Source organism: Pseudomonas sp. GW822-FHT02E03, assembly GCF_058802325.1.
Genome location: NZ_JBXAOA010000043.1, coordinates 15,301 through 27,617, shown reverse-complemented (window position 1 = coordinate 27,617; position 12,317 = coordinate 15,301). Strand labels below are relative to the sequence as shown.

The window sequence follows — 12,317 nt, the reverse complement described above, 5'->3', positions numbered from 1 at the left end:
TTTACTTCAGGCCTTGGCCAGAAAACATCAGCACTTTGTCACCGGCATACTGCACGCTGATAAAGCTGTTTTTGTCACCCCAGGTGCAACTGGACATGCCGAGTGCGCCGGAGCAATCGGCAGGTTTGCCCAGCAAGGTCTCAACCTCAGCCTTGGGCATGCCGGTCGACAGCTTCGAATAATTTTCCTGATTGATCTTGCCGCACGCTGCCAACAACACGCAGAACGAGAGCAAGGCGATAGATCGCAGCGACATGGTGTAACTCCTGGGGCGTAGGGAATGGCATGGCTGCCAAGCTGAAGCTTAGAAGAGAAAACCCTTGTCTGGTTCCCTGACCCTGCGGCTATTTGTTCGGCCATCCGTCTGCCCTTTACGATAAATCAGCCACTTTTTCGCGCCGTTGAGTATTTCGTCGGTTTTCCTGCAGGCCGCCTAATCTTTGGCGCCGGCCAGTCGACATAGAAGCAGTGTAAAGCCTTCCACTGTGGCAAATTGACACCCCTTGTTGACCAGCCCTTCGCGGTAGCTCATTTAATGACCAGAAACATGAAGTTCAGCCACAAAATCCTGTTGGCCGCCGCCCTTGTGGTGGCCGTTGCATTCGTCTGTTTCATCCTGTTCAACGATTACCGCCAGCGGCAGACTCTGCGCAGCAGTACCGAGTCCTCGATGCAGGAACTCGGCAGCCTGACCACCAGCAACATTCAGACCTGGCTGGAAAGCCGCATTCAACTGCTGCAATCGCTGTCCCAGCAAATCGCCGTGGACGGCAGCGCCCTGGCCAATCTCAAGCGCGCCATCGATCTGCCGGCCTATACCAGCAACTTCCAGCTGAGCTACTTCGGCGGCACCGATGGCGTGATGTTCTCGGTCCCGGCCGGCAATCGCGCCGCGGACTATGACCCGCGCGCTCGTGGCTGGTACAAGGCGGCCAACAACGCGCAACAGACCATCGTCACCGAACCCTACATTGCGGCATCGTCGGGCAAACTGGTGATTACCGTTGCCACGCCGGTGAAGCACCAGAATCAAATGATTGGCGTCGCCGGTGCAGACATTGATCTGTCCAGCGTCAGCGCGATCATCAACTCGCTGAACTTCGGCGGTCATGGCCATGCGTTTATCGTCAGCGCCGACGGCAAGATCCTGATCCACCCGGACAGCAAACTGGTGCTCAAGAACCTGGCTGACGCTTACTCCAACGGGGCGCCGAAAATCAGCCCGGGCCTGAAGGAAGTCGAACTGGATGGCAAAACCCAGTTCATCTCCTTCACTCACGTCAACGGCGTGCCGTCTGCAGACTGGTACGTGGCGCTGGTGCTGGATAAAGACACCGCGTTCTCGATGCTCAGCGAATTCCGCACCTCGGCGATCATCGCCATGATCATCGCCGTGGTGATCATCATCGCGCTACTGAGCATGTTGATCCGTGTGCTGATGCAACCGCTGCTGACCATGGGTCGCGCCATGCATGACATCGCCGAAGGCGAAGGCGACCTGACCAAACGCCTGACCATTCACGGCCAGGATGAGTTCGGTGCGCTGGGCACTTCGTTCAACCGTTTTGTGGAACGTATTCATACCTCGATCCGCGAAGTGTCCTCGGCCACCGGCCAGGTCAATGAAGTCGCCTTGCGAGTCGTCGCGGCCTCCAACTCGTCGATGTTCAACTCCGATCAGCAAGCCTCACGCACCAGCAGCGTGGCGGCAGCCATCAACGAATTGGGTGCCGCCGCCCAGGAAATCGCCCAGAACGCCGCCCTCGCTTCGCAACACTCGAGCGACGCCCGTGCCTTGGCCGAAGACGGTCAGCAAGTGGTGGATAAAACCATCGCCGCCATGCAGCAGCTATCGGCAAAAATCAGCGATTCCTGCGGCAACATCGAAACCCTGAACAGCAACACAGTGAACATCGGTCAGATTCTGGAAGTGATCACCAGCATCTCGCAGCAAACCAACCTGCTGGCACTCAACGCGGCCATCGAAGCGGCCCGTGCCGGTGAAGCCGGCCGTGGTTTTGCCGTGGTCGCAGATGAGGTGCGCAACCTCGCCCACCGCACTCAGGATTCGGCGCAGCAAGTGCAGAAGATGATCGAAGAACTGCAAGTCGGCGCCCGGGAAGCGGTCAGCACCATGACCGACAGCCAGCGCCAGAGCGAAAGCAGCGTCGGCATCGCCAATCAGGCCGGTGAGCGCCTGGGCAGCGTGACGCAGCGCATCGGGGAGATCGACGGGATGAACCAGTCCGTGGCGACCGCGACTGAGGAGCAGACCGCTGTGGTGGAGTCGATCAACGTCGACATCACCGAGATCAACACGCTGAACCAGGAAGGTGTGGAGAACTTGCAGTCGACCTTGCGTGCGTGTGCTGATCTTGAGCAGCAGGCGGCGCGGTTGAAGCAGTTGGTGGGTAGTTTCAGGATTTAACTGCCAGTCACTGATCATTCCCACGCTCTGCGTGGGAATGCCTCAACGGACGCTCCGCGTTCGGCTCTGAAAGGGACGCGGAGCGTCCCGGGCTGCATTCCCACGCGGAGCGTGGGAACGATCAAAGCTAGAAGCGGGATCCAGGCCCTGAAAGAAACTCAACTTCCTCAGCCGTAGATTCACGCCCCAGCACCGCATTGCGATGGGGAAACCGTCCAAACCGCGCAATGATCTTCTGATGCCGCTCGGCATAATCCAGGTTATCGGCAAACACCGCCCGATCCGCCTCCGGTTGCTGTTCAACCAGATCAAGAAACCGCGAAACCGCTTCGTTCTGCACCGCCAGGTTTTCGCAGTGCTCAAACACCAGATAGATAAACACCCGCTGGATCGGTCGCAGTTGCCGATCAAAATCCGCAGCAATGCCTTGCGCTACCAGTGCCTGAGCCCTGAGATCGCCTGAAAAGGATTTGGGGGTATCGCGAAAGATCATTCGCGGAAGTTGATCGAGTAGCAGCACCAAGGCCAGCCAACCTTCAGGGTGTTGCACCCATTCGGTCAAACCGCCGGCCAGTGCCTGCTCGACCAGGTCCCCGAAACGCGTGCGCGCTTCGAGGTCCTGGCTGTCGCGCTTGCCGAACCATAACTTGCCCTTGTCAGCCGCTATTTCGTTGGGTGATTCGAAAGATCCAAACCACCATTCGAGTAACGGCTGCCAGGGCGCAGTCATGGTTTATTCCTTGTGGTAAGCCGTGACGCGGGCAACTTCTTCTTTCGAACCGAGGAACACCGCAACACGCTGGTGCAGGCCTTCCGGCTGGATGTCGAGGATGCGCTGGTGGCCGTCAGTGGATGCGCCACCGGCTTGTTCCACCAGGAACGACATTGGGTTGGCTTCGTACATCAGGCGCAGTTTGCCCGGCTTCGACGGCTCGCGGCTGTCGCGTGGGTACATGAACAGACCGCCGCGGGTCAGGATGCGGTGCACGTCCGCGACCATCGCCGCGACCCAGCGCATGTTGTAGTTCTTTTTCAACGGGCCTTCTTCGCCAGCCAGCAATTCGCTGACGTAGCGTTGTACCGGAGCTTCCCAGTGCCGCTGGTTGGACGCGTTGATCGCGAACTCCTGAGTGGACTCCGGGATCTTGATGTCTTCATGGGTCAGCACGAAGCTGCCCATTTCGCGGTCCAGGGTGAAGCCTTTCACACCGTCGCCCAGGGTCAGGATCAACATGGTCTGCGGACCATAGATGGCATAACCGGCGGCCACTTGCTGGGTACCTGGCTGCAGGAAAGCCTTTTCATTCAAGGGCTCGTTCTGGCTCAGGTATTCGTTCGGGCAACGCAGTACCGAGAAGATGGTGCCGACCGGCGCGTTGATGTCGATGTTCGACGAACCGTCCAGTGGGTCAAATACCAGCAGGTACGCGCCTTTCGGGTATTTGCCCGGGATCTGGTAGGCATTGTCCATTTCTTCGGACGCCATGCCGGCCAGGTGACCGCCCCACTCGTTGGCTTCGAGCAGGATTTCGTTGGAGATCACGTCGAGTTTCTTCTGCACTTCGCCCTGGACGTTTTCAGTGCCCATGCTGCCCAGGACGCCACCCAGGGCGCCTTTGGAGACGGCGTGGTTGATTTCCTTGCAGGCACGCGCCACCACTTCGATCAGGAAGCGCAGATCGGCAGGAGTGTTGTTGCTACGGGTCTGCTCAATCAAATAGCGACTCAAGGTAACGCGGGACATGGAAGGCTCCGGTGGAATGGGGGGCTAAAAACCCGCGCAGTTTAACGCGAGTCGGGGCGCATTTCCTCCTATCAGACGTGATACACCCAATAGAGTTCATGTGCGGGGTTGAGCGTAGTTCGAAATGGGGCCGATGTGGCTTGCGGATCAGTGGCAGATTGAGGTTTTTTTGTGGCTGATAGACCGCTTCGCGGGCAAGCCCGCTCCCACAGTAGATCTTCAGCGTACACAACGTTTGTGTACGACCGAGATCCAGTGTGGGAGCGGGCTTGCTCGCGAATGGCGCATAGCACCAGCCATCCTCAGGACTTGGCAGCAGGCTTGCGCAGCAAGCTGAACGCCATGGCCCCCAGAAACAGCACACTGAGCAACAGCACCGCCCACAGCCCGAACTTCTTCCAGTTCGTGTCCGCCACCGCAGGCACGGTCGCCGCCGGAGTCACCACAACCCCACCCTCCACGGTCGCCTTGCCCAACGCCGCCAGCTTCGCAGCGCTGTAATCCGGAATCAGCGTCGATAATGGCAAGCTCGCCGCCTTCACCGTCGCACTCCCCAACGCCAGCGTATAAGGCCCGGCACCGCGCGCCAGGAACACCAGTTGCGTGGAGCGCACGGCAAATCGGACGGTCGGCGCTTCGGCGCCCAGGCCACCGCCGCGCTCATCCACCGTCAGCTTCAATTGCTGCACGGTCTGGCCCGGCAGCTGCAATTCGTTCTGCACCACGTCCTGGCCATTCTGGGTCAAGCGGTAGAGCAAACCGCTGGTCAGCGTTTGCCACGGCAGGCTGGTTTCCCGGCGACCCGACAACGTCACCGGCGCCAGGCTGTTGGGCTGATTCAGCTCGATCTGCAAGCGCTGGACGTTCAACCCCATCGGCAATTGCCAGATGTACTCACCGTCCTTCACGCGGGTGCCAGCCAACGGTTGCGACCAGACCAACGGCAGCGGCAAGGTGCGAGGGTTGGTGCTTTCCAGTTGCGCCGAAGTCAGCGCTGGCGCCGATTGCGGTGAGCTCCACAGCAAACGCAGATAGCGCGCTGATTGCCCCGGCAGGCCGACTTCATGTTGCTCGACCCGTTCGTCGGCAAACGTCAGGCGGGCCACCTGCCCTTCGCCCCACGACTGCCAATGCTGCAAATCGTCGCTGGCTTCAATGCTGAAACGCTGGAAGCCGTCGCGATCGCTGGTCCAATCGAGGATCAATTGCTGTAACGGCGCCTTGATGCGGCTGGCATCGAGTAGCCAGCCGCGCAGCTCTTCTTCGCCCGCCTCCAACTGGCTGGACGGCTGCACTTCGATCAACGTGCCGTTGGTGTTCGATTGCACGCGCACACTCGGCGCGCGTTCGGTGGCATCCGCCGAGTTGTACAACGGGAACCACTTCACGTCGTGAAGCATACGGTTTTCGCGGGTCTGCGCGGGTTCCCGGGCCAGCGCATAAGCCTGAGGCTCACCGGCGGCGTTGAACACGCGTAGATCGCTGAGATCGGTTTGCCGCGCCTTTAGTTGCACGCCCAAGGGTAATTCCAGGCGATACCACGGGCCTTCGCCACTCACCGACAACGGCACCTGCGCGGCAAAGTCCGCCGGTTTTTCCTGCGCGCCGGCCGACAGTGTCACGCCCAGTACAACAGCACCCCACCAGCCCAGGTTCAGCTTCTGACTCAAGACGACACTCCTTCGGTTTCAGGGGCCGGTTTTTCAACATCCGGCACAGCTTCGGCACGCTTGGGTGGCAATGGAGCGAAATAGCCCACCACCAACAGCAACACGCCAACGCCGATAAACGACACGATCCGCGCGAGCCCGCCACGGTTACTCAATTCAACGAAGAACAGCTTGGCGACCACCAACGCGATCAGCGCCGCGCCGATCAGCCAGACTTCGCGGCGATGACGCAGATGCCCACCGATCATCAGACTCAGGGCCATCAGGGTCCAGACGATGGACAGGCCGGCCTGCACCAACATCGACCCAAGCAGCAGATCCAGCGCGTACGGCACGCCACCCCAATGGTGAGCCGCGCGCATCACCAGCGCAGTGAAGAAGACGAACAGCGAAACCCCGGCGATCACTTGCGTGGCGTTATCGGCGTACTCCTTGCGAATTGCCAGTTGCGCCACGGCGCTGCGAGACCAGACGTAAACGCCGAACAGGGCGAACAACAGACCCAGCTCCAGCGGGTTAATCAGTGGCACATAGGGCAGCGGCTCGGCGGTGCCGTCACTGGCGATGTTCGCCAACCAGAACCAGCCGAGCATCAACAGTGCCAATGGCGCAGCGGCATAGAGCCGGTACTCGCGGGGATAAGCCGACACCGGCCATGGCCATGCACGCGGTGCAGCCATCAGCACCAGATACAGGCTCGGCAGAATCGCCCAGCCCAACCAGCGCCAGGCGTTGTACTGCTCCGACAACAGCAGCAGACCGTAACGCAGCTCCAGGGCCAATACGCCGATCAACAACCAGCAGCCGAGCACATGGGCGGTGCTCAGGGCTGTTGCGGGCAGCGTCGGCGCCAGACGTCGCAGGGAGATGAAATGCACGACGAACACCGCAACCCAAACCAGCCAGCCGACGTTGGCGGCCGGGTGATAACGCGAATGCCAGGCCGCGAGCAGCACCAGACCGGCGGCCGGAATCAACAAAGTGCAGAGCAAACCCAGCGACGACCACTTCAGGCGTAGCGCCAACACCGCCCACAGCGCGACACTCACGGCGGCGACGGCCAGCAACAAAGTGGCTTGCAGGTTCGACGGCGCAAAGCGCAGCACTTCGCTGACCCACGCCAGCGCCCACCAACCCGCGCCCCACACCAGCAACACTTCGGACAAGCGCTGCAGGCTCAACCCATCGAAGGCCGAGGCATGATTGCCGAGCTGCAAACGCCAGGCCCCGACGAAGGCGGCCAGCCCCAGCACCAGCGGCGTCCAGAAACCGCTATGCGCCAGCGGTCGCAACCCTTCGCTGAGCAGCGGGCCGAGCAGGTCTGGCCCGGCGAACAGGAACGCCGCGCCGCCGATCACCTGCAACAGCAGACCAAAGACAAAACTCACGCGCTGCTTCAGGTACAGGCTCAACCAGATGATGAACAAACCACTGGCGGCCCACACCGCACTCGCGGTTTGCCACGGCAACACGAACAACACCGCGAGGTTGATCAGCACCAGGCCGGCCAGCAACACCACTGACAAACCGCGCAGCAAGCGCACGTCCCTGCGCACCATTTCGTCGCGGGCCGCCAGCAACATCCCGGCGATCAATGCCAGCCCGATCAGGGACGCGCTGAGCAAACCGCTCCAACCGGCGCTGAACACCGCAGCCGACTCACCACCCGCCCCTTGCAGCCGCAACAGGAACAACGCACCGCCAAGCAGTTGCACGGCGAACGCGGTGAACAGGAAGGTTCTCGATTGCAGGCGCAGGCCGACGAACAGCGTCGCCAACCCGGCCAGCGCCCAGCTGATAGCGGTGCCATGAGTGAAGAAGAACAGCGGCGCCAGCAGATAGAGGAACGTCAACCCCAGGCAGGCCAGTACCGGCAACCCTTGGCGTTCCCATTGCGATGCCTGTTCGGGCAACGCTTTGCGTAATTGGTAGAAGCTGAACAGCAGCGCCACACCGAGCATTAACGCTCCCAGCGGTGCGCCATCGAGCAGGCTGCTCTCACCGGTCCGCAGCTCACTGAGAAAGGCCAGTGCCGAGCCCAGCTGCAGCAGCAAGGCAAAGGCTCGCGCCAGCGGTCGTTGTTGACGCAGGCCGAGCCAGAAAATCCCCGTGCCTTCCACCGCCCAGGCGGCTGCGGTCCAACGCGCATCAAGCCCCAGCGGAATTGCCAGACTGGCGAAGATCACGCCAAGTGCCAGACAGGTTTCCGCCAACAACAGCGCTCGACCTCCCATCAGCAACCGCGCCAGCCCCATGTAAATCATGCCCAGTGCCAAGGCGCTGAAGGCGGCGGCAAATTCCAGATGCTCCACCAGCGCGAACTGCAAACCGAAACCCACCAGCGGAGGGGCGAACAGCATCGTGCCGTCGACGTAATCGCCCTTGCGCGCCGACCAGTGCAGCAGTGCATCGCGGCTGTCGTCCTCGGGCGCATCGCGCATTTCCAGCAGTTTGCGCCGGGCGAACAACAGGCCGATGGCCAGGTACATCAGGAAAAACAGAATCAGGAATGGCTCGGTGCTCCACAACAGTTCAGGCTTGTAGGAACGCAGACCCCAGGCCAACCCGATGCCGAAGGTGCCGACAAAACCGATCAGGTTAAGCAGCCGCCAGGCCTTGAACCATGCGATGGCGAGGATGCCGGTGTTGAGCAAGGCAAAGTAGCTGAACAGCGCGACATGGTTGCCGGCGCCGGTGGAGGTCAGGATCGGCGCGGCGAAACCACCCAGGGCAGCAGCGGCAGCCAGGCCCAAGGCGTTTTGGGTAATGGCGAGAATCGCCGAGAACACCGTCACCACCACCAGCAGCCCCAGTGCAGCCGTGGGGTCGAGCAACGGATGCAGACGCATCGCGGCAAATACGGTCAGGTACAACACCGCGATCCCGGTGCCTTGCAGCATCAACGCGTAATTGCTGTTGCGCAGACGCAGCAACCAGCCCAGCGCGAGCAAGCCCAAGGCCGCCGCCGCGACACCGGCGTAACGCAACTCGACCGGCACCACCATGCCTTCGGTGGCATAGCGCAACAGGAAGGCCAGGCCGAGAAACAACAGCACCACGCCAACTCGCAACACGGTATTACCGCCGAACAACCAGTTGCGCGCGCCGCTGATGGCGCGCTCGATGAAGTTCGGGCCGCGAGGCGCCGCCGGTTGTTGTGGTTCGCGGGCAACCGGTTCGGGTTTCCAGGCATCTGTCTGCGGACAACTGGCTTCGGCCGCGGCCGCTGTGATGGGTTCGAGTTCAGGCGGCAGCTCCCAGATCAGCTCCGGGGATGCGACAGGGGCTTGCTCGAGAATAATTTCAGGGGATGGAACCGGCTCGCTAGCCGCAGGTTCACTGGCTTCAGGTGTTTTGACGCCCGACACTTCCAGCAATGCCAGTCGCTGCTCGACCGCATGCAGCGCAACCTGCGCCTGATCGAGCAAGCGTCGCTGCTCGGCGCTTTGAGTACTCAAGCGGCCGATGCGGATGGCCTGGCCAATACCCAGCCCGAGCAGAGCGCCCAACAGCGCATCGCTGAACGACTCGTCGAGTAGCCAGCCCAGCAGCAGCCCAATCAGCATGAACATCCATTGCATGGTCGATATCCCTAAGCGGCCCCGCGGTGGGGCAAATCCGGGCGATACAGCGTCAACGCTCAGTCTAGTGAGCAGATACCCGGAGTCCAGTGTGAGAGCAGATTGCATCTGCACCACAAATCCAATGTGGGAGCGGGCTTGCTCGCGAAGAGGGCCTGACATTCGACATCGATGTTGAATGTCGGTCCACTTTCGCGAGCAAGCCCGCTCCCACAAGGGTCAAGTTGGTGCTTAGTATATCGATCAGGCCCAACGGACGTTGGGCCTTGCGCACATTTGTTGCAGAAAGTTACTCCAGTGCCTTCCAGATATCCGTGGCGTACTCGCGAATGGTCCGGTCGGACGAGAACCAACCCATCCGCGCGCTGCTCAATACCGCCGAGCGCCACCATTCTTTGGAGTCGTGCCAATGAGCCTCGACCCGCATCTGAGCGTTCCAGTAAGAATCGAAATCGGCGCAGACCAGGAAGCGGTCATAGTCCACCAGCGAATCAATCAGTGTGGTGTAGCGGGACGGATCGTCTGGCGAGAACACCCCTCCGCGAATCGCTTGCAACACATCGTTGAGTCGATGGGAGGCAGCAATGTCCGGTGCCGCGTTGAACTCATGGTTGAGCTTGCGCGCTTCCACTTGCTCGGCGCTGAGGCCGAAGATGAACATGTGTTCGACACCAATGCGCTCGCTCATCTCCACGTTGGCCCCGTCCAGGGTGCCGATGGTCAGCGCGCCGTTGAGGCCGAACTTCATGTTGCTGGTGCCCGAGGCTTCGAAGCCTGCGGTGGAAATCTGTTCCGACAAATCCGCCGCTGGAATGATGCTTTCGGCCAGGCTGACGTTGTAGTTGGGCAAGAACACCACTTTGAGCAAACCACGCACGGTCGGGTCGTTGTTGACCACCCGGGCAATGTCGTTGGTCAGTTTGATGATCAATTTGGCCTGGTGATAACTGGCCGCCGCCTTGCCGGCGAAGATTTTCACCCGCGGCACCCAGTCTATTTCCGGTTCGGCACGAATCGCCTGATACAGCGCAACGGTGTGCAGCAGGTTGAGCAACTGACGTTTGTATTCGTGGATCCGCTTGACCTGCACGTCGAACATCGCCGCCGGGTTGATCGCAACCCCCAGCCGTTCATGAATCAGGTACGCCAGGGCTTTCTTACTGTGCAGCCGCTGTTCGGCGAACTGTTTGCGGAATGCAGTCTTCTCGGCAAACGGTTCCAGCCCTATCAGGCTTTCTTCGGGGTTATCCAGCAGATCCGGACCGAGGGCGTCGACCATCATCGAAGTCAGCTCGGGGTTCGCCTGGTAGAGCCAGCGGCGGAAGGTAATGCCGTTGGTCTTGTTGTTGATCCGCTCCGGATAGAGTTTATGCAACTCGGAAAACACTGTGCTGCGCATCAGCTGCGTGTGCAGGCCGGACACGCCGTTGACACTGTGAGAACCAAGGAATGCCAGGTTACCCATGCGCACGCGACGACCGTTGTCCTCCTCGATCAGCGACACCGCACGCAATACGTCGAAATCGTGAACGCCCTTGGCCCGCAATGAGTCGATGTGCTGGGCGTTGATCAAGTAAATGATCTGCATGTGCCGTGGCAGCATCCGTTCCATCAAACCGACCGGCCAGGTTTCCAGCGCTTCCGGCAACAACGTGTGGTTGGTGTACGACAGCGTGTCGACGGTGACCTGCCACGCCGCATCCCACGCCACGTCATAAACGTCGACCAACTGACGCATCAACTCGGCCACGGCAATCGAGGGGTGAGTGTCGTTGAGTTGAATGGCCGCGTGATCACCCAGGGTCAGCACCGAGGTGTGCATGTTGCGATGGCGGCGCAGCAAATCCTGCAGGGACGCGGCGACGAAGAAGTATTCCTGACGCAGACGCAGCTCCTGGCCGGCCTCGGTGCTGTCCGCCGGGTAGAGCACGCGGGAGATACTTTCAGCCCGGGCCACTTCTGCTACCGCGCCCAGGTGGTCGCCCGCATTGAAGCGTTCCAGGTGCAACTCTTCCATGGCCCGGGCACGCCACAGTCGTAGCGTGTTGACACTCGCGCCGCGCCAACCGACCACCGGGGTGTCATAGGCAATGGCCCGCACGGTTTCCGCCGGGGACCAGACTTGCCTGGATTTGCCGTTCTCATCGGTCACGGTTTCGACACTGCCGCCGAAGCCGATCGGGTAGGCGACTTCCGGCCGTTCGAACTCCCACGGGTTGCCGAAATCCAGCCAGTGTTCGGTCTGCTCCTGCTGCCAGCCGTCGACGATGGCCTGACGGAACAAACCGTGTTCGTAACGAATGCCATAACCATGGCCGGCGATGCCCAGGGTCGACATGCTTTCCATGAAGCACGCCGCCAGACGCCCGAGGCCTCCATTGCCCAGTGCCGCATCGGGCTCCAGCAGACGGATGCGTTCGATGTCGACGCCAAGTTCGGTCATGGCCTCGCGGGCCACATCGAGCAGGCCGAGATTGCTCAGGCTGTCATAGAGCAAGCGGCCGATCAGGAATTCAAGGGAGAGGTAATAGACCCGTTTCTGGCCTTTGCGGTAGATCTGCCGGGTGTGGTCCATCCAGTGCTCGACCATGTGATCGCGCGCCGCCAGGGCGATGGCTTCGAACCAGTCGTGGTCGAAGGCGTGATCAGGGTCTTTGCCCACCGCGTAGGTAAGCTTGGTCAAGACGGCGTCGCGGAATGCGGCCACCTCTGCTTCGCGAACAAGTGGTTCTTGAGTCATCGATAAGACCTCGAGCGAGCGTGAAGTTGTCTGAGCCTAGTCGGTCTGACAGACCATTGAGACTCTGGTTCGGCAGTTTTTCCTGTTAGTGCGAGATAGGTCGACATTACGTTGTCGCGTGCCAGAAACAATGCAGGGGCCGTGCCGGACACAG

Annotated in this window: 7 protein-coding genes and 1 pseudogene; 2 read left to right on the top strand and 6 right to left on the bottom strand. The window is 60.7% G+C overall.

Annotated elements, in window-relative coordinates; translation table 11 throughout:
• Window position 1: 1 nt before the first annotated feature.
• Window positions 2-256 (bottom strand): hypothetical protein, encoded by a 255-nt coding sequence (locus AC1RQB_RS23465; protein ID WP_008068804.1) that lies wholly within the window; start codon window positions 254-256, stop codon window positions 2-4.
• 279 nt (window positions 257-535) lie between these two features.
• Here AC1RQB_RS23465 and AC1RQB_RS23460 point away from each other — a divergent pair.
• Both AC1RQB_RS23460 and AC1RQB_RS23455 read left to right on the top strand, forming a co-directional pair.
• A pseudogene (locus AC1RQB_RS23460) lies at window positions 536-1,570 on the top strand (HAMP domain-containing protein); the annotation flags it as partial.
• Between the two features lie 93 nt (window positions 1,571-1,663).
• Window positions 1,664-2,428, top strand: a complete 765-nt coding sequence (locus AC1RQB_RS23455; protein WP_370694726.1) for a methyl-accepting chemotaxis protein — start codon at window positions 1,664-1,666, stop codon at window positions 2,426-2,428.
• Between the two features lie 127 nt (window positions 2,429-2,555).
• Here AC1RQB_RS23455 and AC1RQB_RS23450 read toward each other — a convergent pair whose 3' ends face one another.
• From AC1RQB_RS23450 to AC1RQB_RS23430, 5 genes are all read right to left on the bottom strand, one after another.
• Window positions 2,556-3,158: a DUF924 family protein gene (locus AC1RQB_RS23450; RefSeq protein ID WP_063341842.1), complete on the bottom strand. Its 603-nt coding sequence runs from the start codon at window positions 3,156-3,158 to the stop codon at window positions 2,556-2,558.
• A 3-nt stretch (window positions 3,159-3,161) separates the two neighbouring features.
• Window positions 3,162-4,172, bottom strand: a complete 1,011-nt coding sequence (locus AC1RQB_RS23445) for a class 1 fructose-bisphosphatase (protein WP_063341843.1) — start codon at window positions 4,170-4,172, stop codon at window positions 3,162-3,164.
• A 302-nt stretch (window positions 4,173-4,474) separates the two neighbouring features.
• The gene (locus AC1RQB_RS23440) at window positions 4,475-5,842 is read right to left on the bottom strand and encodes a DUF3999 domain-containing protein (protein WP_063341844.1); all 1,368 of its coding nucleotides are present in this window, start codon (window positions 5,840-5,842) and stop codon (window positions 4,475-4,477) included.
• A complete protein-coding gene (locus AC1RQB_RS23435; protein WP_063341845.1) occupies window positions 5,839-9,423 on the bottom strand; it encodes a DUF2339 domain-containing protein in 3,585 nt (1,194 codons plus the stop codon). Before AC1RQB_RS23435 ends, AC1RQB_RS23440 begins: the two co-directional genes overlap by 4 nt.
• Window positions 9,424-9,712: 289 nt before the next feature.
• Window positions 9,713-12,163, bottom strand: coding sequence for a glycogen/starch/alpha-glucan phosphorylase (locus AC1RQB_RS23430; RefSeq protein WP_008068792.1), 2,451 nt, complete (start codon window positions 12,161-12,163; stop codon window positions 9,713-9,715).
• Window positions 12,164-12,317 lie beyond the last annotated feature (154 nt).

Coding starts and splice junctions, on each gene's coding strand:
- AC1RQB_RS23445 (WP_063341843.1), bottom strand. CDS start 4,172: ATGTCCCGCGTTACCTTGAGTCGCTATTTGATTGAGCAGACCCGTAGC.
- AC1RQB_RS23430 (WP_008068792.1), bottom strand. CDS start 12,163: ATGACTCAAGAACCACTTGTTCGCGAAGCAGAGGTGGCCGCATTCCGC.
- AC1RQB_RS23450 (WP_063341842.1), bottom strand. CDS start 3,158: ATGACTGCGCCCTGGCAGCCGTTACTCGAATGGTGGTTTGGATCTTTC.
- AC1RQB_RS23465 (WP_008068804.1), bottom strand. CDS start 256: ATGTCGCTGCGATCTATCGCCTTGCTCTCGTTCTGCGTGTTGTTGGCA.
- AC1RQB_RS23435 (WP_063341845.1), bottom strand. CDS start 9,423: ATGCAATGGATGTTCATGCTGATTGGGCTGCTGCTGGGCTGGCTACTC.
- AC1RQB_RS23455 (WP_370694726.1), top strand. CDS start 1,664: ATGTTCAACTCCGATCAGCAAGCCTCACGCACCAGCAGCGTGGCGGCA.